Raw genomic sequence first — 18,325 nt, 5'->3', positions numbered from 1 at the left:
GCATTGCCACAATCGGAGCAGCCGGCAAGATTCCGGCGGATCGCAGCAGTCATCGGGGAGTATTCATGCAGGTTCACGCCGTTTTCAACCGCGATGGCGGCACCTTCCGCACCATGGACATTGCCGCATTCGCCCTGAAGGCCAAGGACATCTTCGAACAGCATGGGCATGCCTTCCAGAGCGATATCGTGGCCGGCAAGGACATCGTGAAGGCGCTTGAGACGGCCGCCGCGCGGGATCGGGATGGCGTGCTGATGGCCGGCGGCGGTGACGGAACCATCTCCGCCGCGGCTGCCCTCGCCTGGAAGACGGGCGTTCCCCTGGCGGTTCTGCCTGCCGGAACCATGAACCTGTTTGCCCGCTCCCTGAAAATACCGCTTGAGCTGAATGCCGCGCTGGAGAGCCTTGCCAGCGGCGTGATAACCGCAGCCGATATCTCGACCGCCAACGACCGCGCCTTCGTGCATCAGTTCTCCATCGGCTTTCAACCGCGGATGATCAAGCTGCGCAACACGCTCGAATACAATTCCCAGTGGGGCAAACGTCTGGCCAGCATGCGGGCATTCGCCAGGGTGATGGGGCGCCCGCCGCGCTTTGCCGTCCGGCTGACTGTCGATGGTGTACCGGACGAGCGCACGGTCTCGGCCATTTCCGTCTCCAACAACCCCTATGGCCGGGGTCTGATGCCAATCGCCGACAGGCTGGACCAGGGGAAACTTGGCCTGTACATCGCCGAACGGATATCGCTGTCATCCCTTACCAAATTGGCCGCCACCATCCTGATGGGCTCGTGGCGCAACAACAATGACGTCGACGAGATACTGGCCAGGGAAGTCGGCCTGCATTTTCCGCATCTTCATCACCGCAAGAAAGCGACCATCGACGGCGAACTCATCCCGCTGGAGCGCGACGTCATCATCAAGGTACATGCGGGCGCGCTGAAAGTGTTGGTTCCGGCCGAGCCGGCATCCGGGTGAAAAAACAAAAACGGCGTGGCTTTCGCCACGCCGCCTGTATGAAACCTGAAGGCAATCAGCCTTCCTGCTGCTGTGCCTGCTTCTTCTTCGACTTTTTGGCCGGAGCTGCGGTGCCGCCAGCTGCCTTCTTGGCAGCGGCCGCTTCTTCCGCAGCAACCTGATCGGCGCTCTTCGGCATGGTGTCGACGACGGAGCGGACTTTGCCCTTGTCGGTGACGGTGCACAGCGCGTTGCGGATATCGACTTTCAGGGAGACTTCGTTGACGCCGCCACCGACGGCGCGCTCATCCACGGCCTTGATGTTGCTCGCCGAAAGCACGTATTTGCTTGCTGCGGCAGCGATGCACGGCGCCGCAAGTTCCGAACTGACGGGCGGGCGGACGGGAGAGAAGGTTGCGAATGTCGGGCCTGCGCTGGGCTCGCCGGTTGTGGAACATGCGGCAAGAGGAATGAGAACTGCCAGAGGGGCAATCCGGCTTAGAATAGAGGTAGGCAGGCGCATGGCTTTCTCCGCAAAGTCTCGTCGCAGGATGATGTCTGTTTAGGCCGGAAACTATTCGCTTTTACCCATTTGTCTAGTGGCACAATCGCCACAATGGGACTTTATTGCCACAATCCCCAGATCGCGCCTTATGGTGAAACACTGAGCATCCAGTTCAGAACGCCGCGCCAATCCGACATGCGGATGGGCGTTCCGTGGTTGCCTGTCTCGAAACGGACGAAGCGCACCGGATAGCCTTTCGTGGTGCCGCGTATCTTCTGGTAAAACGCTTCCTGGTTATCGATCGCGAACACCGGATCGCGGCTGCCGTGACCAAAGAAAACCGGAATGCGCCGCTTGTAGGCGGGCGAACCGATGAACTTGTCCTCCCACAGGGAACCCAGCATGACCAGGCCGGAAATGTTTTTCGCGGCTTCGGCGTCCTGTGCCAGTCCCCAGCACAGCGAGCCGCCCATGGAACCGCAGGCGACGAACAGCTTTGCCTGCGGCGATTGCGACTTGAAATAGGCAATGAGCCCGGCAACCTGCGCCACACCCTTGTCGCCAAAGTCGCGGAAATCGGGCGTGAGATAGAGCCCGCCATTGAGAACCATCAGGTTCTTGATGCGGTTGAAGTTGCCGCCGAAGGTAAAATCATTCATGCCCTGCTGGCGGTTACCGCCCTGCCCGTGCAGATAGATCGTGATCACGGATGCACCGGGTTCGATTTTCCCGGCGGCCATCACCTTGATCGGCCCGCTGGCGGTGGTCACCACCAGGTCCTTCTGCATCCGCTTGGCGGCAAGATCGATATACCGGCGCTTGACCCGCAGTTCCGGCACCTCGTCGCGGCCATTGATATCGCGCATCTCATTGTAATCGACCACGATGTAGTCGCCGCCGTCGGCCGTCTTCATGATGCCGGGATAGGCAAACAAGTCGTCCTTGAACGGCGCAAGCTGCGCGGCAAGTGTCGCACTGGAAAGACCGATGGCAGCCAGCGCGCCAAGAAAAATAGTCCTGAACAAATGCAAATCCCCTGATTACCGCACCGTTTCCACAATGGTGCCGCCGGCCAGCCGAAGCATATCGGGCGTATCGACGTCAATGGCCGCCGCTTCGCCAAGCTCCACATCAATGACCGGAATATCGCCACGCTCCACCAGATGCCGCGCACCCACATCGCCAGCCAGCGTAAACACCTCGTCAAACAGGAAGCGCGGCAGGATGACGGGATTGCCGCGTTTGCCCTTGAAGGTTGCCCGGACGACCGTTTGCCCGCCGACACCCTGGAATTGCCGGATCATCATTTGCAGATCGGATGCGGACAAGGCAGGCATATCCGCAAGCATGATCATCACACCATCCGATGAGGCCGGAACGTGGCGGATGGCAGCGTGCAGTGACGAGGCAAGCCCGCTGGCATGATCCGTGTTGAGCACAATGTTCACCGGCAGCCCGTCCAGCGCGGCGCTGCATTCCTGCGCCATGTAGCCGAGTACGGCAATCACCGGCTCGCCTCCGGCCTGAACTGCCAGTTCCGCCGAACGGCGGATCAGCGGCACGCCATCGAACGTGGCCAGCAATTTGTTGGCACCGCCCATGCGGCTTGACCGTCCAGCGGCAAGAACGGCTATGGCGACCGCAGGCCTTGGCAGCGGCGGCCTCGGATCCCTTGGCTGCGGCCGGGTCGGAATTTCCATCAGCAGCCCGCCAACGCCCATACCGACAATATCCGCCTTGGTAACCGGAATATCGGCCATAAGCCGGTCGATTACCCAGTCGAAACCGTTTTCCTTCGGGCTGCGGGCGCAGCCGGGCGCGCCGATAACCGGCTTGCCGCCGATTTCGCCCAGCACGAGCAGGTTGCCGGGATCGACGGGCATGCCGACGTGATGAACAATGCCCCCCACATCCCGAATGGCTGCGGGAACCACATCATCCCTGTCGACCACGGCGGATGCGCCGAAAATGATCACCATATCGCTGTTGCGATGCATCTGCCGGATGGAGGCCGCCAGCGCCCCTGCCTCGTGGGCCGGACGCAATTCTCCGATCAGGCTGCCGCCGCTGGCGCTCACGCGTGCATCAACGACCCGTGTCGTCTTGTCGAGCACGGAGGGTTTCACCGAGGTCAGCGTCGTCTGGATCAGGCCGATGCGGGCACCGGAAAAGGCATGAACACCAAAAGCATCACGCTGGTGTGCAAGCGTGGCGATTTCATCCAGAACGGCCTTCGGCACGGCAAAGGGGATGATCTTGATGGTGACAACCATCTGCCCCGGCTCCACCCGCTCGAATGGTTTGAGCGTGGCGATCGTGACCGATGGATCGACCGAATTAATCGCATTGATCAGGGCGGCATCCACCGTAAACAGTCCGGCGGTCTGCGCGTAGCAGTTCACCCGTCCCGTGGAGGCAGGCCCTGCCTGAACGCCGAAGCACTGCAAGGCAGCGGTTATCTGCCGGGCGGCGGCATTTTCCTCGACATCACCGGCGTCAAGGCGCGCCGCCGTGACGTGGGTAACGCCGGCACCGCGCAATTGCGCAATATCGTCCCCGGTCAGGACATGTCCCTTCTTCAGCTTCACGGCGCCCGCATGGGTGGAATGGGCGAGAATGGCACCGATGGCCTGATCAAGCGGTATATCGCCGAAAATCATGCGGTCTTTTCCAGTGTTTGGGCCGTACGCAGCCGGCGCGCCCGGAAGGCCTTGATGACTTCCGCCAGCACCGCGACGGCAATTTCCGCCGGACTTGCCGCACCGATGTCAAGGCCGATCGGCGCGTGGATGCCGGCAATGCTTTGCTCATCAAGGCCGAGCGCCTGCAACCGCTCCACCCGTTTGGCATGGGTTTTGCGGCTGCCGAGTGCACCGACGTAAAAACACCCGGCTCTCAGGGCCTGTTCCAGCGCATAATCGTCAATCTTCGGGTCGTGGGTCACCACGGCAACAGCCGTATAGGCATCGAACGGATGGGTTTTCAGCGCTTCCTGCGGCCATTCAGCCAAAAGCCGTACCTCGGGAAAGCGGTCCGGTGTTGCGAAGGCCGTGCGCGGATCGATGATTTCCATGTCATAGCCCGCAAGCCGTGCCATCGGCGCCAGTGCCTGGCTGATATGCACGGCGCCGATGACCACGAGACGCGGCGGCGGCAGGTGAACATTGAGAAAGAACGACCGGCCGTCCACCGCGGCGACACCGGACTGTCCGGACAGGAATGCCTTCGCGATCACCTCGCCGAGTTGCCCGGCGACGGGATCGCCCTCCCTGATGACCCGGTCACGGCCGTCTCCAAGGTCGGTCAACAGCAGCGCCGCCCTGCGGGCCCGGCGTTCAATATTCAGTTTTTTGAGGCAGTAGGGATCCATGATGCAATCTCAGCCAAGCCGTTCAACATAGACTTTGATGCGGCCGCCGCAGGACAGCCCGACCTGCCAAGCCGTTTCGTCGGCAACGCCAAACTCCAGCAGCCGGGGTTCGCCGGTGGTGATCACGTCCATGGCTTCGGCGATCACCGCCCCCTCGACACAGCCGCCGGAGACCGAGCCTTCAAAATTGCCCTTCGCATCAATGACGAGATGACTGCCGACCGGACGCGGCGCCGATCCCCAGGTTTCGATGACCGTGGCAATAGCAACATCACGGCCATCAGACATCCAGTGCTCGGCGACGAGCAGTGGATCGTGTTCATTTGTGCTTTGCTGTGTCATGCCATGCCTCCCGCACCATTATGCGTATAAGCTGGGTTGCTGGGAAGAACTTTGCAACCAGCGCTTGGGATCATCGCGCTGTTCCGATGGGCGGCTCAACGCCCGGCACAAATCCTCCAGCGCATCGAGATTGTGCACGGCGCGAAAATCATCGACATAGGGCAGCATGGCCCTGACGCCGCGGGCGCGCGGCTCGAAGCCTTCAAAGCGCAGCAGCGGGTTCAGCCAGATCAGGCGGCGGCAGGATTTTGCCAGCCGCTCCATCTCCGCTTCAAGCCCGCTGGTTTCCTCGCGCTCAAGGCCATCGGTAATCAGCAGCACCACCGCACCCTGCCCGAGCACCCGGCGCGACCACTGGCGGTTGAACACACGCAGCGTCTCGCCGATGCGCGTTCCGCCCGACCAGTCCTGTACGGCGCCGGTGCAGTGCGCAATCGCATCGTCCGGGTCGCGGTAACGCAGCGGGCGGGTGATGTTGCTCAGCCGTGTTCCGAAGACAAAACAGTGCACGCGGCGGCGCTTGGCCATCATCGCATGCATGAAATGCAGGAAAATGCGGGTATACTGGCTCATCGAGCCGGAAATATCGGCAAGAACCACCAGGGGCGGGTGTATTTCCCGCCGCGAGCGGAATTTCGGCAGGATGAGATCGCCGCCGGTTTTCAGGCTCGACCGCATCATCGCCCTCGGATCAATGCGGGAGCCCTTCGGATCGGCCCGGAACCGGCGCGTCGCCACTTCATCGACCGGCAGCCGGAGCTGATCCATGGCGCGCCGCGCCTGCGCCAGTTCATCGGCAGTCATCTGGGCGAAATCCTTCGACCGCAGCACTTCCCTGCCGGAAAAGGTAAAACGCGCATCGATATCGATATCCGGCGGCCGCTCTTGCGGCGCGTTGCGGGCAGTGCCCTTGAACAGGGCTTCGGCAACGCGGGCTTCCGCCGCCTTCGGCTTCGGCCGTTCCCGTGCCACGGCAACCGGCGAGAACATCGCCAGCATTTTTTCGATCAGCTCGCGCGACCGCCAATAAAGCCTGAATGCTTCGTCAAAGGTGGCGTGATCCTCGCGCCGGGTGACAAGGACACTGTGCAGCGTCCAGTAAAAATCATCGCGCGAACCGATGCCGCCCGCAAGCACGGCCTCGATGGCGTCCTTGACTGCCGCCGGGCCGACCCGCAAACCGGCCTTGCGCAGGGTTCTGGCAAAATAGACGATATTGTCCGCCAGCCGGCTATCCTGCCGGGCGGTCTGCGGGGAAGAGGCAAATGTCTCCATATCAAGCCGCGTTCAATTCTGCCTTGACCTCGTCGAGGATGCGCCGTCCTTCGCCCGTTGCGATGCGCGCAATATCGTCCTGATATTTGAGCAGCACGCCGATTGTGTCGGAAATGGTTTCCGGATCGAGCGCCAGCTTGTCCATTTCGGTCAGGGCACCCGCCCAGTCGATGGTTTCGGCGACGCCGGGCAGCTTGAAAAGGTCCATGTCGCGCAATTTCTGCACGTAGCGGACAATTTCGGCCGACAACCGCTCATTGGCCGCAGGCACCTTGCGCCGGACGATTTCCAGCTCCCGTTCCGCCGAGGGATAATCCACCCAGTGATAGAGGCAGCGGCGCTTCAGGGCGTCGTGGATTTCACGCGTGCGGTTGGTGGTGATGATGACAATCGGCGGTTCGGCGGCAACAATGGTACCGAGTTCCGGCACCGTCACCTGATAGTCCGACAGAACTTCCAGCAGAAACGCTTCGAAGGCTTCATCGGTCCGGTCCAGCTCATCGATCAGAAACACCGGCGCCCGGCCTGGTTCGCCCGAAAGCGCCTGCAGAACCGGCCGCCGGATCAGGAATTTCTCGGAAAAGACATTGCGCTCGATGGCTGTCTTGTCGGCTATGCCTGTCGCCTCATCCAGCCTGATCTCGATCATCTGCGCGGCGTAATTCCATTCATACACGGCGGAGGAGATATCGAGACCTTCATAGCATTGCAGGCGGATCAGCGGCCGGTCCAGCGTCGTCGCAAGAACCTTGGCAATCTCGGTCTTGCCAACACCGGCTTCGCCTTCAAGAAACAAGGGCCGTTTCATCCGCAGGCTGAGAAACAGCACCGTCGCCAGCGCCCGGTCCGCCACATAGCCGCCGGTTTCAAGCAGTGCCAGCGTCGCGTCGATCGATTGCGGCAATGATGAAACAGTCTGGTCGGCCATGAAATCTCCGTTTTGGACCTATTCCCCTACACCATGATAGGAGCGGTTGAGATAGACAAGCGACTGGCCGCGCTCCCCGGTATTGAGCGCTGTGACCTTGCCATAGATGACATAATGCGTTGCCACCTCATGGGTGGCAATGATGCGGCAATCGAAACTGGCCAATGCATTCATCAGCACCGGCGCGCCGGTTTGCAGCGTTTGCCACTGCCCGAGGGCAAACCGGTCTTCCTGCGGCAAATCCCCCTTGCCGGAAAAGGCCTCGGAAATCGCCCGCTGGCCAGCCGAAAGCACGTTCAGCGCAAAAACCTGATTTTCGATGAAAAGATGATTGAATTCATGCTGCCGGTTCAAACAAACCAGAATGGTGGCCGGATTGTCGGATACGGAACATGCGGCCGAAATGGTGACCCCGCGCCTGCCCGCTGGCCCATCGGTGGTAATGACATGGACCGCTTCCGCAAAATGACTCATGGCATTGCGGAATGCGAGCGGTTCTATTTTCTGATCCTTGGCGATGAGCACAGTTTTATTTCCATTGTCCAAATCATCACTAACGCAACGCGCGCCCGAACTATAGCTGTAGAATATTTTTTCTGCGGCTTGGACTCTTTCCGGCGGAATGCGCCAATATTATCGCGCTATGCTTACCCTTTTATATAGAGCCGGATTGCACAGAGTGAAGGAAACAGTTACCCAAATCGAAAGTTTCGTCATCCGCCATCTCGAAGGTACGGCAATATCGCAATGAATCCGATGATACGAGCCGCAACGCTTGGTCTGTGCCTGTTGAGCAGCAGTGTCGCCTTTGCACAGGATAAGATTGGCGTTATCGCGCCGCTCTCCGGCTCGTTCGCGCGGCTGGGCAATCAGATGGTCGATGGTGCCAATGCCGCGGTTGCCGGCAACAGGCAGGGTCAGGACATCAGCGTGGTGACGGTCGACGACAAATGCGATGCCGCAGGCGGGGCCGCCGCCGCCCGGGAAATGGTGCTGGCCAATGCGACTGTCGTCATCGGTTTTCTCTGCTCGGAATCACTCGAAGCTGCCCTGCCCATCCTCGGGCAGAAGGGCATTGCCGTCATTACACCCGGCGTTCGGGATCTGACGCTGACGGAAATGCGCGCAGATACACCCTATCCGGTGTTCCGCATTGCCTCCTCCGAACGCAATGCCGCGCGCGAGACCGGCGACATACTGGTGAACCTCTGGCGCACCCTGCCCTTTGCCATCATCGATGACGGCACCATTTTCGGCCGCGAGATCGCCGCCACGGTGCGGGGACGCCTCGAGGAAAAAGGCCTGAAGCCGGTGTTTGCCGATACCTACCGCCCCGGCCTCGACAATCAGAATGCACTGGTCGGGCGCCTGAAGCGGGCCGGAGCGACACAGGTCTTCGTCGGCGGTGAGCGGGATGACGTCGCTGCCATCGGCCGCAGCGCCGTGGCGCTTGCCTATCCCCTGACGATCATCGGCGGTGAATCGCTCAAGGCAACGGCGAGCGGCGGTGACCTGTCTACGGGAACGCTGATGATCGCACCGCGCGATCCGGAGACCCTCGAAAGCGCCCGCAACGCCCGCAATGCCATGGAACTCGCCGGCAAGGCGCCCGAAGGCTATGCCATTCCCGCCTACGCCGCAGCGGAAGTCGCCATCCAGCTGCTGACAACCGCGCAGGCCCAGGCCGGTTCGCTATCTGACCTTCTCAAGAACAACGTCTTTGAAACCGCCATCGGCCCCGTGCAGTTCGACGCCCGCGGCGAGCGCATTGCAGATACGTTTCGCCTGCAGCGCTATGATGGAAAACAGTTCGTGCAGGAGACCAATTGATGCCGTTGAAGACAGGGCCGCGCAACCTCATCACCGACGTCGCCGGACTGAGCATCGGCAATGCCGCGGATGCAACCATCAAATCGGGAACCACCGTCATCCTCTGCGACGAACCCGCGACAGCCGCCGTGCAGGTTCTTGGCGGTGCGCCCGGCACCCGGGAAACCGATCTGCTTGAGCCGCACAACACGGTTGAAACCATCAATGCGCTGGTTCTCTCAGGCGGCTCGGCCTTTGGCCTCGATGCCGCGTCGGGCGTACAGGCGGCCCTGCGCGAAAAGCGCATCGGCTTCAAGGTTGGCGGCCAGCGCATTCCGATTGTCCCGGCGGCCATTCTGTTTGACCTGATCAATGGCGGCGACAAGGACTGGGGCCTCTACCCACCCTATCGCGAGCTCGGCTATCAGGCCGTGCAGTCCGCATCGCGCGATTTTGCGCTCGGCAGCACCGGTGCAGGCACGGGCGCGCTGGTCACCGGCCTGAAAGGCGGGCTCGGCTCGGCCTCATCCATCCTGCCGAATGGTGCAACCATGGGCGCGCTGGTGGCCGTCAATGCGCTCGGATCGGTGACCGTTGGGCGCAGCCGCCACTTCTGGGCCGCCCCCTTCGAGATCGGCAATGAGTTTGGCGGACTTGGCCTGCCGCATCCGCTCCCCGCCGATGCGGTGGAGATCAAGACAAAATTCAAGGAAGCGGCAACAGACACCAACACAACCATCGGTGTCATCGCGACCGATCTGCAATTGACCAAGGCGCAAGCCAAGCGTCTCGCCATTGCGGCGCATGATGGCTTTGCCCGCGCCATCTGGCCCTCGCATACGCCATTCGACGGCGATCTGGTGTTTGCCCTTGCCACCGGCACCGCCGGGCGCGCGCCTGAGATCGACGAATTCATCGAATTGTGCGCGGCGGCAGCTTCCACCATGGCACGCGCCGTCGCACGCGGTGTTTTTGCCGCAACAGCGGCTCCAAACGACCTGTTTCCTGTGTGGAACACCCGGCCCTGACGGTTTTCATTGTGCCTTCCGGGCGCGCATGGTAACGGGCGCGCACAACATTTCCACCGGAGAACGCCATGAGCCGCCCGCTTGTCATCGCCCCGTCCATTCTCGCTTCGGACTTTTCGAAGCTCGGTTCGGAAGTCACCACCGTGCTCAAGGCAGGGGCCGACTGGGTGCATATCGACGTCATGGACGGCCATTTCGTGCCGAACATCACCTTCGGTCCCGAAGTGGTGAAGGCGATCCGGCCGCTGACGTCAGCGGTTTTCGACACGCATCTGATGATTTCCCCGTGCGATCCCTATCTCGAAGCCTTTGCCAAGGCGGGCTCAGACATCATCACCATCCATGCCGAGGCCGGACCGCACGCCCATCGCTCGCTGCAGGCCATCCGTGCGCTGGGCAAAAAGGCCGGGATCGCCATCAATCCGGGAACGCCGGAATCTGCCATCGAATACATGCTGAATGACGTCGATCTTATATTGGTCATGACCGTCAACCCCGGCTTTGGCGGACAAAAATTCATTTCCGAGACCCTGGACAAGATCCGCAAGGTCAAGGCGATGATCGGCGACCGCCCGATCGATCTGGAAGTGGATGGCGGGATCACCGCCGATACCGCCGGTCTGGCGGCGCAGGCGGGCGCCAATGCGCTGGTTGCCGGTTCTGCCGTGTTCAAGGGTGGATCGGAAGCAAGCTACCGCGCCAATATCGAATTGATCCGCAACGCAACCGTCAAGGCCTCGTGATGCGCCTTTCCCTCCTGCTTCGCGCGGCCCTCGCCGTTCTGGTCCTGGGTTTTTCGCCAGTGGCGGCACGGGCAGGAGATGTTGCAAAGCTCGACATTCTTGGCTTTTCCAAAGACGGCAAGGTTTTTGCCTTCGAGGAATATGGCGTGCAGGATGGTTCCGGCTTTCCCTACGCCAACCGCTATTACATCGACACGGCGACCGACGCCTTTCTTCCCAAGACGCCGGTACGGGTGCGCCTTGACGATGAAAAGGCCTCGCTCGCGGAAGCGCGTGAAAAGGCCGGCCGCGATGCACAGGGGCTGACCGGGCTTGCCGATACGGAACTGCGCGCCAATGCAGGCGATACGGTCGCAGCCAGCCCGATCACCGAACTGTCGGCCGACAAGTTCAAGGTGACATTCAATCCGCGTCCGGTTTTTCCGCCCATGGACGAGCCGCTGACGGTGAAACTTGAGGAAATCGATGTCCCGCGTCCGGACAAATGCCCGGAACCGGAGATGTACAAAGGCTTTCGCCTGACGATCCAGCAGGGTACATCAGCCGATGTCAGGACGCTGCACGAAGACAAATCCATCCCATCGAGCCGCAACTGCCCGCAAGGCTACAGCATCGGCGCCGTCCAGACCTTCTATCTGGCGGATGGCAAACCAGCCCTCGCCATTCTGATCGCTGTCCGTTCCATCGGCTTTGAAGGCCCCGATTACCGCTGGCTGGCGGTCACCACGCAGCGCTGATTTCCGGTCATTTGCCCTGCCGGGCCGAAAATGGCGCGTTGAGTACCGCGCCTTCGTCTGTTAGAGCAGGTTTCACACTCATCCGCCCACCGATTGCCTATAGGAACACACAATGATCCCGCGTTATTCGCGGCCCGAAATGGTCGCCATCTGGTCCCCGGAAACGAAATTCCGCATCTGGTTCGAAATCGAGGCCTATGCCTGCGATGCGCTGGCGGAACTCGGCGTCATTCCCAAGGAAGCCGCCGCGACAATCTGGGAAAAGGGCGGGGCCGCGACATTCGATATCGACCGCATTGACGAGATCGAGCGCGAGACCAAGCACGACGTCATCGCCTTCCTGACGCATCTGGCTGAGATCGTCGGCCCCGACGCGCGCTTCGTGCATCAGGGCATGACCTCGTCCGACGTGCTCGATACCTGCTTCAATGTCCAGCTGATGCGTGCCAGCGATATTCTGCTGGCCGACCTCGACAAGCTGCTCGCCGCCCTGAAGAAGCGCGCTTTCGAGCACAAGGACACGGTTACCATCGGCCGCAGCCATGGCATCCATGCCGAGCCGACGACGTTCGGCGTCAAGCTGGCACAGGCCTATGCCGAATTCGAACGCTGCCGCACCCGCCTCGTGGCCGCACGCGCCGAGATCGCCACCTGTGCCATTTCCGGCGCAGTCGGCACCTTCGCCAATATCGATCCCTATGTCGAAGAACATGTGGCCAAGTCGCTGGGCATGGAGCCGGAGCCGGTCTCCACGCAGGTCATCCCGCGTGACCGCCATGCCATGTATTTTGCCACGCTCGGCGTCATCGCCTCGTCGGTCGAGCGCCTCTCCGTTGAAATTCGCCACCTGCAGCGCACGGAAGTCCTGGAAGCGGAGGAGTATTTCTCCCCCGGCCAGAAGGGTTCGTCCGCCATGCCGCACAAGCGCAATCCGGTGCTGACGGAAAACATGACCGGCCTCGCCCGCATGGTGCGCGCCTTTGCCTTGCCTGCGATGGAAAATGTGGCGCTCTGGCACGAACGCGACATTTCGCATTCATCCGTCGAGCGCATGATCGGCCCCGACGCGACGATCACGCTTGATTTTGCCCTCGCCCGCATGACCGGCGTCATCGACAAGCTGCTGATCTATCCGGACAACATGTTGAAAAACATGAACAAGTTCCGTGGCCTGATCCACTCCCAGCGTGTTCTGCTTGCCCTCACGCAGGCCGGTGTGTCTCGCGAGGATTCCTACCGCCTCGTCCAGCGCAACGCGATGAAAGTCTGGGAACAGGGCAAGGATTTCCTCGAGGAATTGCTGGCCGATGCGGATGTCCGCGCCGCGCTGCCGGAAGAAACCATCCGCGAGAAATTCGACCTTGGCTATCACACCAAGCATGTCGATACGATTTTCAAGCGCGTGTTCGGCGAAGCTTGAGCATTCCCCCATCGATCAAAAGAAAAGCCCGCGATTTCGCGGGCTTTTTATTGGCAGAAGCCGGTCAGGCCTTTGCCGGCACGATGCGCATGACATTGCCCCAGGGATCGACGATTTCCCGCTCGTCCCGGGCATCGCTCGACACGAATTCGGCCCAGGCAAGACCGGAACGGTCATTGTCCCGCTTGCCAGCGCCCCGGCTCTGCCAGGAATTGGCGGCAACATGGTGATGGTAGCCGCCGGTTGACAGGAACACGGCGCTGCCGCCGAAACCAGCGACGGTCTGCATGCCGAGCTCCCGGTGCCACCACGCCTCCGCATCCCCGGCATTGCCGACCCGCAGATGCAGATGACCGACCATGGCGCCATCGGGCGCACCATTCCATTCCGTCGTATCCGGCTTTAGCTCGCCAAGCAGATTGCCGACATCCAGTGCAGCGGTGCCCATCTCGACCGATGAACCGTTCCATTTCCAGTTCTCATGCGGGCGGTCGGCATAAATCTCGATGCCATTGCCTTCCGGGTCCGTCAGATAGATGGCTTCGCTGACAATATGGTCCGATGCACCGACAATCGGCGTGCGCTGGTCAATGGCGCGCCGCGCCCAACGGGCAAGATCGACCCGGCGCGGCAGCAGAAAAGCCGTGTGATAAAGCCCGGCACTGCGCGGATCGTCGGCACGGATCGCCGCCGCCTGCTCAATCTCGAGCAAAGGCACCTCGCCGGCACCAAGGACAATTGTCTGGCCTTTGCGGGAGAGTTCCCGCAAGCCGACAACCTCGCTGTAATATTTCGACAGCTGATCGGCGTCCTTCGCCTTGATGCCAACTTTTGACACATGGGTCGGGGCCGTCGCTGCAAAGGGAACGCTGCTCATATCTGTCTCCGCGCGGGCTGATCCCGCAATCGCCTGAAAGGCAAGCATACCGGCACCGCCGACAACATCTCTGCGTGTGACCTTCATGTGCACTCCCGGCGATCCACCTGTTACTTATCGCATCTAAAGTCGGCCGTTACGTCAACGGATACAAGCCATGCAGCGGCGAACAGCATGTTCACCATTCGTGAACCATCAAATCCGGATTGTTTACAACTTTGCGCCGTTGCGATCCCGGCATATTTTTCCTAAATGGGGAGCATGAAAGTCCAAGACGCAGATATCCTCATCATTCCCGGTTACACCAATTCCGGTCCCGATCACTGGCAGACACGCTGGGAGGCCAAGCTGTCGACGGCACGGCGCGTCGAGCAGAAGGAATGGTCAAAACCCGTCCTCGCGGACTGGGTGGCCGAGGTGGTCAAATCCGTCAACGAAGCCACCCGCCCGGTTGTCGTCGTCGCGCATTCGCTGGGGGTGCCGACCTTTGTGCACGCCTTGCCGCAGATCGGCGGCAAGGTCAAAGGCGCATTTCTGGTCACGCCGCCTGATGTGTCAAACCCGAAAATCCGGCCAAAGCACCTGATGACATTCGGCCCCTACCCGCGTGAGCCGTTCACATTTCCATCCATCGTCGTTGCCAGCCGCAATGATCACTATTGTGAATATGCTGTCGCAGAAGACCTGGCCGCTGCCTGGGGGTCCCTGTTCATCGACGCCGGTGAATCGGGCCACCTCAATTCCGAATCCGGCCATGGACCCTGGCCGGAAGGCACGATGGTGTTTGCGAAATTTATCTCGCAATTATGATTGAATGGCTGCCAGCAATGTCTGCACACCGAGCTGCAGATAGGCCGTGTCGACGGAAACGGGAACATAGGTGAAACCGAGACCGGTGAACCGCTTTGCAAGCTCCGCATTGGGCGCGTAGATGCCGCAGAGCTTGCCTGCGGCGTGCGCCTTGGCCGCGATTTCCCGCAGCGGTTCGATGATCGCCTGCGATCCGGCATCCACCTCAGCCCCGTTGCTCCAGCCGATGGAAAAATCCGCGGGGCCGACAAAGACGCCGTCAATGCCGTCGACAGCCAGAATGCCGTCCAGCGCGGTAAAGGCGGCACGGGTCTCGATCATCGCGAAAGCCAGCGTCTTGGCATTGACTTCGGTCAGATACCCGCCGGAACCGCCCGCGCCATAGCTTGCCGGACGGCCGCGCAACTGCCCCCACGACCGCTCGCCAACAGGCGGATATTTCATCGACGCCGCAAACCGCCGCGCATCCTCCACTGAATTGATCATCGGCGCGATAATGCCCTCGGCGCCAAAATCCAGCGCCCGGCTTGCCATGTCGAACCGGTCGACGGGAATGCGCACCACCGTGTGCTTGCCTGCGCTCTGGATGATACCGACGCTCTGCAGAACCGATTGCGTATCGAACGGGCCATGCTGCATGTCGAGCATGAAGGCGGTGAAATCCGTCCGGCACAGGGTTTCCATGACCAGCGGATGAGGCAGGTTGCACCAGGCGGAAAAAACCGTTTCTCCCGCCTTCAGACGTGACGCTAGCGACATGATCTCTCCCGGAAATTGTTGCTGATGGCCGACTCAGCTCTGAGTGAAGCAAAAACGGCCGGGATGCACCAACAAAAAACCGCCCCGGAAGGGCGGTTTTTACGAAGACCGATCAGGACAGATCAGGATCCCTGAATCTGGCGGATGGCTTCTTCCAGCATTTCATCCATGGTCCGGCGGATGCGGTGGTCGGATTTATCGACACCTGCCGCATCGAAATCGGCGCGGATCTTGCGGAAAACGTCGTCGTCACCGGCTTCCTGGAAATCCGCCTTGATGACTTCAAGCGCATAGGCTTCCGCATCTTCGCCGGTCTTGCCCAGCTTTTCCGCTGCCCAAAGGCCAATCAGCTTGTTGCGCCGTGCCTCTGCCCGAAAGCGAACTTCCGCGTCGTGCGCATATTTGCTTTCAAAGGCATTTTCGCGATCTTCCATTGTCATCCTCTCTTGCTCCCGCAAAATGAATTGGTCATTCCGGTGAACGATGCCCCCCGGGTCTTGGCAATTTTAGGGCAAGCCCCTGATTGGCATGGCTTCTTAGGTTCATATAACCATTCTGCACGAAATCGGAAGTCTGAAATGAACCACTTCAGTCAAACATGGGTCACATTGTCGTAAAAAGCCCATATAACCCATAAATCCGGGGACCTACATAAAGTATCATTGTAGAATGCTTGCTTTTACGATAGTTAGCGCGCCAACATGATGGCTGTGACCAAGGCCGACCGATAACTCCAATACCAGAGACCTGCAATGAACCGTCGCCGCCGTGTCTACGAAGGCAAAGCCAAAATCCTTTACGAAGGACCCGAGCCAGGAACACTTGTCCAACATTTCAAAGACGACACCACCGTGCTGCATCCAAAGAAGCACGAAGTCATTGATGGCAAAGGTGTTTTGAACAACCGGATTTCCGAGTACATTTTCACCCAGCTCAACCGCATGGGTATTCCGACGCACTTCATCCGCCGCCTCAACATGCGTGAGCAGCTGATCAAGGAAGTCGAAATCATTCCCCTGCAGGTGGTCGTCCGCAACATTGCGGCGGGTTCGCTGGCAAAACGTCTTGGAATCGAAGAGGGCACGGTCCTGCCGCGCTCGATCATCGAATTTTACTACAAAAACGACGTTCTGGACGATCCGATGGTCTCCGAAGAGCACATCACGGCTTTCGGCTGGGCTGCGCCGCAGGAAATCGATGACATCATGGCGCTGGCCATCCGCGTCAACGACTTCCTCAGCGGCCTGTTCCTCGGCGTCGGTATCCAGCTTGTCGATTTCAAGATCGAATGCGGCCGTTTGTGGGAAGGCGATATGATGCGCATTGTCGTCGCCGACGAGTTTTCCCCCGATTCCGCCCGCCTGTGGGACAGCCAGACCAGCGAAAAACTTGATAAGGACCGTTTCCGCCGCGATATGGGCGGTCTGATCGAGGCCTATCAGGAAGTCGCCCGCCGTCTGGGCATCATGAATGAAAATGAACAGTTGCGGCCGACCGGGCCGGTTCTCGTTAAATAATCGCTGATTGAACAATCTCGGAGAAGACGATCGATGAAGGCACGTGTCACTGTAACCTTGAAGAATGGCGTTCTTGACCCCCAGGGCAAGGCAATTGTCGGCGCGCTGGGCAGTCTTGGTTTCGATGGCGTTGCATCCGTACGCCAGGGCAAGATCTTTGATGTGGAGATCGACACCAAGGACCGCGCCGTTGCCGAAGCCAACGTGAAGGCGATGTGCGAAAAGCTGCTCGCCAACACGGTCATCGAAGATTACGCGGTGGAGCTTGTATAGAGCCCTTTCTGACCATATTGGCCTATTCTGACGGAGGCATGTTGCGACAAGATCAAGCAAAGACAGGAAGACCCGCACTCTGCGTGCGGGCGAGTGGCTTTGCGCAGGAATTGGCGCAACAGGCCCCGTCCCTTCGGGTTTCCGGCTGGCGGACACCCGCTTTGTCAGGCGCCTTCGTCCGATGAACCACATCGGCCTCACCACCTTCCGCGCGGATTGCCGCGCCATCCGAGAAACAGAATACGGCCAATATGGCCAGAAAGGGCTCTATCGATGAAATCAGCTGTCGTTCTTCTCCCGGGCCTCAACCGCGACCGTGACATGATTGCGGCGCTGACGAAAATCTCCGGCCAAGCGCCCCAGACGGTCTGGCAGACGGATACGGAAATCCCCGATGTCGATCTGATCGTCATTCCCGGCGGGTTCTCCTATGGCGACTATCTGCGGTGCGGCGCCATTGCCGCGCGCATGCCCGTCATGCAGGCGATCCGCGAAAAGGCCGACAAGGGCGTCATGGTCATGGGCGTGTGCAACGGCTTCCAGATCTTGCAGGAAGCGGGCCTCCTGCCCGGTGCCCTGATGCGCAATGCGTCGCTGAAATTTGTCTGCCGCGAAGTGAAGCTGGAAGTGACCAATGCCAACACCGCCTTCACCCGTGGTTATTCGCATGGCCAGATCGTCCGCTGCCCGGTTGCGCACCATGACGGCAATTTCTTCGCTGACGAAACGACTTTGGCCCGCATCGAGGGCGAAGGCCAGGTGGTTTTCCGCTATGCGGAAGGCACAAATCCGAACGGCGCCATGAATGACATCGCCGGTATCATCAGCGAAAAAGGCAATGTTCTCGGTATGATGCCGCATCCGGAGAACCTGATTGAAGCGGCCCATGGCGGCTCCGATGGCCGCGCCCTGTTTGCGGGCATTCTTGGGATTGCCGCCTGAGTAAAATTCTATACGCTTGAGCCATGCTGTTCCG

At 60.3% G+C, this 18,325-nt stretch carries 21 protein-coding genes; 10 read left to right on the top strand and 11 right to left on the bottom strand.

Annotated elements, in window-relative coordinates; all coding sequences use genetic code 11:
• The first annotated feature begins 65 nt into the window (after window positions 1-65).
• Window positions 66-977, top strand: coding sequence for a diacylglycerol/lipid kinase family protein (locus ACTJJ7_RS13710; RefSeq protein ID WP_440967493.1), 912 nt, complete (start codon window positions 66-68; stop codon window positions 975-977).
• A gap of 55 nt (window positions 978-1,032) precedes the next feature.
• On the opposite strand, the gene ACTJJ7_RS13705 is transcribed toward ACTJJ7_RS13710, so the two are convergent.
• The 8 genes from ACTJJ7_RS13705 to ACTJJ7_RS13670 all read right to left on the bottom strand — a co-directional run bounded on the left by ACTJJ7_RS13705 (window position 1,033) and on the right by ACTJJ7_RS13670 (window position 7,895).
• Entirely contained in the window at window positions 1,033-1,479 is a 447-nt protein-coding gene (locus tag ACTJJ7_RS13705; RefSeq protein ID WP_105732466.1) for a hypothetical protein, read from the bottom strand.
• A 128-nt stretch (window positions 1,480-1,607) separates the two neighbouring features.
• The gene (locus ACTJJ7_RS13700; RefSeq protein ID WP_440967491.1) at window positions 1,608-2,486 is read right to left on the bottom strand and encodes an alpha/beta hydrolase family protein; all 879 of its coding nucleotides are present in this window, start codon (window positions 2,484-2,486) and stop codon (window positions 1,608-1,610) included.
• A 15-nt stretch (window positions 2,487-2,501) separates the two neighbouring features.
• A complete protein-coding gene (locus ACTJJ7_RS13695; RefSeq protein ID WP_440967490.1) occupies window positions 2,502-4,121 on the bottom strand; it encodes an NTP transferase domain-containing protein in 1,620 nt (539 codons plus the stop codon).
• The gene (locus tag ACTJJ7_RS13690; RefSeq protein ID WP_440967488.1) at window positions 4,118-4,831 is read right to left on the bottom strand and encodes an XdhC family protein; all 714 of its coding nucleotides are present in this window, start codon (window positions 4,829-4,831) and stop codon (window positions 4,118-4,120) included. Before ACTJJ7_RS13690 ends, ACTJJ7_RS13695 begins: the two co-directional genes overlap by 4 nt.
• Before the next feature lie 9 nt (window positions 4,832-4,840).
• On the bottom strand, window positions 4,841-5,173 hold the full coding sequence (locus tag ACTJJ7_RS13685; protein WP_130270349.1) for an XdhC family protein: 333 nt from the start codon (window positions 5,171-5,173) through the stop codon (window positions 4,841-4,843).
• 18 nt (window positions 5,174-5,191) lie between these two features.
• Window positions 5,192-6,448 (bottom strand): vWA domain-containing protein, encoded by a 1,257-nt coding sequence (locus ACTJJ7_RS13680; protein WP_440967487.1) that lies wholly within the window; start codon window positions 6,446-6,448, stop codon window positions 5,192-5,194.
• A 1-nt stretch (window position 6,449) separates the two neighbouring features.
• Entirely contained in the window at window positions 6,450-7,376 is a 927-nt protein-coding gene (locus ACTJJ7_RS13675) for an AAA family ATPase (RefSeq protein ID WP_440967485.1), read from the bottom strand.
• An 18-nt stretch (window positions 7,377-7,394) separates the two neighbouring features.
• Window positions 7,395-7,895 (bottom strand): flavin reductase, encoded by a 501-nt coding sequence (locus tag ACTJJ7_RS13670; RefSeq protein WP_440967643.1) that lies wholly within the window; start codon window positions 7,893-7,895, stop codon window positions 7,395-7,397.
• A gap of 237 nt (window positions 7,896-8,132) precedes the next feature.
• Between ACTJJ7_RS13670 and ACTJJ7_RS13665 the strand changes: the two genes are divergently transcribed.
• From ACTJJ7_RS13665 to purB, 5 genes are all read left to right on the top strand, one after another.
• Window positions 8,133-9,206 carry a branched-chain amino acid ABC transporter substrate-binding protein gene (locus tag ACTJJ7_RS13665; protein ID WP_440967483.1) on the top strand — a complete coding sequence of 358 codons (1,074 nt, stop codon included), beginning with the start codon at window positions 8,133-8,135 and terminating at the stop codon, window positions 9,204-9,206.
• On the top strand, window positions 9,206-10,213 hold the full coding sequence (locus ACTJJ7_RS13660; RefSeq protein ID WP_440967481.1) for a P1 family peptidase: 1,008 nt from the start codon (window positions 9,206-9,208) through the stop codon (window positions 10,211-10,213). The genes ACTJJ7_RS13665 and ACTJJ7_RS13660 overlap by 1 nt, the downstream gene beginning before the upstream one ends.
• Window positions 10,214-10,281: 68 nt before the next feature.
• Window positions 10,282-10,956: a ribulose-phosphate 3-epimerase gene (gene rpe / locus ACTJJ7_RS13655; protein ID WP_130270343.1), complete on the top strand. Its 675-nt coding sequence runs from the start codon at window positions 10,282-10,284 to the stop codon at window positions 10,954-10,956.
• Entirely contained in the window at window positions 10,956-11,693 is a 738-nt protein-coding gene (locus ACTJJ7_RS13650) for a DUF2259 domain-containing protein (protein ID WP_440967478.1), read from the top strand. The genes rpe and ACTJJ7_RS13650 overlap by 1 nt, the downstream gene beginning before the upstream one ends.
• Window positions 11,694-11,805: 112 nt before the next feature.
• Complete coding sequence (gene purB, locus ACTJJ7_RS13645) at window positions 11,806-13,113, top strand: adenylosuccinate lyase (protein WP_105732456.1); 1,308 nt, start codon at window positions 11,806-11,808, stop codon at window positions 13,111-13,113.
• A 64-nt stretch (window positions 13,114-13,177) separates the two neighbouring features.
• Here purB and ACTJJ7_RS13640 read toward each other — a convergent pair whose 3' ends face one another.
• Complete coding sequence (locus ACTJJ7_RS13640) at window positions 13,178-14,077, bottom strand: VOC family protein (protein WP_440967476.1); 900 nt, start codon at window positions 14,075-14,077, stop codon at window positions 13,178-13,180.
• Between the two features lie 174 nt (window positions 14,078-14,251).
• Here ACTJJ7_RS13640 and ACTJJ7_RS13635 point away from each other — a divergent pair, with 174 nt between their 5' ends.
• Window positions 14,252-14,800, top strand: coding sequence for an RBBP9/YdeN family alpha/beta hydrolase (locus ACTJJ7_RS13635; RefSeq protein ID WP_440967474.1), 549 nt, complete (start codon window positions 14,252-14,254; stop codon window positions 14,798-14,800).
• Here ACTJJ7_RS13635 and ACTJJ7_RS13630 read toward each other — a convergent pair.
• Both ACTJJ7_RS13630 and ACTJJ7_RS13625 read right to left on the bottom strand, forming a co-directional pair.
• Entirely contained in the window at window positions 14,795-15,559 is a 765-nt protein-coding gene (locus tag ACTJJ7_RS13630; protein ID WP_130270335.1) for an HpcH/HpaI aldolase family protein, read from the bottom strand. The two genes, ACTJJ7_RS13635 and ACTJJ7_RS13630, sit on opposite strands and share 6 nt — an antisense overlap.
• Window positions 15,560-15,681: 122 nt before the next feature.
• Window positions 15,682-15,999, bottom strand: coding sequence for a DUF1476 domain-containing protein (locus ACTJJ7_RS13625; protein ID WP_105732452.1), 318 nt, complete (start codon window positions 15,997-15,999; stop codon window positions 15,682-15,684).
• A gap of 312 nt (window positions 16,000-16,311) precedes the next feature.
• Between ACTJJ7_RS13625 and purC the strand changes: the two genes are divergently transcribed.
• The 3 genes from purC to purQ all read left to right on the top strand — a co-directional run bounded on the left by purC (window position 16,312) and on the right by purQ (window position 18,291).
• Window positions 16,312-17,076 (top strand): phosphoribosylaminoimidazolesuccinocarboxamide synthase, encoded by a 765-nt coding sequence (gene purC, locus ACTJJ7_RS13620; protein ID WP_105732451.1) that lies wholly within the window; start codon window positions 16,312-16,314, stop codon window positions 17,074-17,076.
• Window positions 17,077-17,109: 33 nt separating this feature from the next.
• Window positions 17,110-17,349 carry a phosphoribosylformylglycinamidine synthase subunit PurS gene (gene purS / locus ACTJJ7_RS13615; protein WP_105732450.1) on the top strand — a complete coding sequence of 80 codons (240 nt, stop codon included), beginning with the start codon at window positions 17,110-17,112 and terminating at the stop codon, window positions 17,347-17,349.
• Between the two features lie 273 nt (window positions 17,350-17,622).
• Window positions 17,623-18,291 (top strand): phosphoribosylformylglycinamidine synthase subunit PurQ, encoded by a 669-nt coding sequence (purQ, locus tag ACTJJ7_RS13610; protein WP_130270331.1) that lies wholly within the window; start codon window positions 17,623-17,625, stop codon window positions 18,289-18,291.
• Window positions 18,292-18,325: the final 34 nt, after the last annotated feature.

It is taken from the genome of Phyllobacterium sp. 22229 (assembly GCF_052056495.1).
GTDB classification, from domain to species: domain Bacteria; phylum Pseudomonadota; class Alphaproteobacteria; order Rhizobiales; family Rhizobiaceae; genus Phyllobacterium; species Phyllobacterium myrsinacearum.
Note: the sequence above shows the minus strand (reverse complement) of the source record. Positions and strands in the feature narration are given on the sequence as shown.

Excerpts from the sequence above, each read along its gene's own strand:
- ACTJJ7_RS13675 (WP_440967485.1), bottom strand. The coding sequence starts at position 7,376 with ATGGCCGACCAGACTGTTTCATCATTGCCGCAATCGATCGACGCGACG.
- ACTJJ7_RS13660 (WP_440967481.1), top strand. The coding sequence starts at position 9,206 with ATGCCGTTGAAGACAGGGCCGCGCAACCTCATCACCGACGTCGCCGGA.
- ACTJJ7_RS13690 (WP_440967488.1), bottom strand. The coding sequence starts at position 4,831 with ATGGATCCCTACTGCCTCAAAAAACTGAATATTGAACGCCGGGCCCGC.
- ACTJJ7_RS13640 (WP_440967476.1), bottom strand. The coding sequence starts at position 14,077 with ATGAAGGTCACACGCAGAGATGTTGTCGGCGGTGCCGGTATGCTTGCC.
- ACTJJ7_RS13635 (WP_440967474.1), top strand. The coding sequence starts at position 14,252 with ATGAAAGTCCAAGACGCAGATATCCTCATCATTCCCGGTTACACCAAT.
- ACTJJ7_RS13695 (WP_440967490.1), bottom strand. The coding sequence starts at position 4,121 with ATGATTTTCGGCGATATACCGCTTGATCAGGCCATCGGTGCCATTCTC.
- ACTJJ7_RS13710 (WP_440967493.1), top strand. The coding sequence starts at position 66 with ATGCAGGTTCACGCCGTTTTCAACCGCGATGGCGGCACCTTCCGCACC.
- rpe (WP_130270343.1), top strand. The coding sequence starts at position 10,282 with ATGAGCCGCCCGCTTGTCATCGCCCCGTCCATTCTCGCTTCGGACTTT.
- purB (WP_105732456.1), top strand. The coding sequence starts at position 11,806 with ATGATCCCGCGTTATTCGCGGCCCGAAATGGTCGCCATCTGGTCCCCG.
- ACTJJ7_RS13680 (WP_440967487.1), bottom strand. The coding sequence starts at position 6,448 with ATGGAGACATTTGCCTCTTCCCCGCAGACCGCCCGGCAGGATAGCCGG.
- purC (WP_105732451.1), top strand. The coding sequence starts at position 16,312 with ATGAACCGTCGCCGCCGTGTCTACGAAGGCAAAGCCAAAATCCTTTAC.
- ACTJJ7_RS13630 (WP_130270335.1), bottom strand. The coding sequence starts at position 15,559 with ATGTCGCTAGCGTCACGTCTGAAGGCGGGAGAAACGGTTTTTTCCGCC.
- purQ (WP_130270331.1), top strand. The coding sequence starts at position 17,623 with ATGAAATCAGCTGTCGTTCTTCTCCCGGGCCTCAACCGCGACCGTGAC.
- ACTJJ7_RS13625 (WP_105732452.1), bottom strand. The coding sequence starts at position 15,999 with ATGACAATGGAAGATCGCGAAAATGCCTTTGAAAGCAAATATGCGCAC.
- ACTJJ7_RS13705 (WP_105732466.1), bottom strand. The coding sequence starts at position 1,479 with ATGCGCCTGCCTACCTCTATTCTAAGCCGGATTGCCCCTCTGGCAGTT.
- ACTJJ7_RS13665 (WP_440967483.1), top strand. The coding sequence starts at position 8,133 with ATGATACGAGCCGCAACGCTTGGTCTGTGCCTGTTGAGCAGCAGTGTC.
- ACTJJ7_RS13685 (WP_130270349.1), bottom strand. The coding sequence starts at position 5,173 with ATGACACAGCAAAGCACAAATGAACACGATCCACTGCTCGTCGCCGAG.
- ACTJJ7_RS13650 (WP_440967478.1), top strand. The coding sequence starts at position 10,956 with ATGCGCCTTTCCCTCCTGCTTCGCGCGGCCCTCGCCGTTCTGGTCCTG.
- purS (WP_105732450.1), top strand. The coding sequence starts at position 17,110 with ATGAAGGCACGTGTCACTGTAACCTTGAAGAATGGCGTTCTTGACCCC.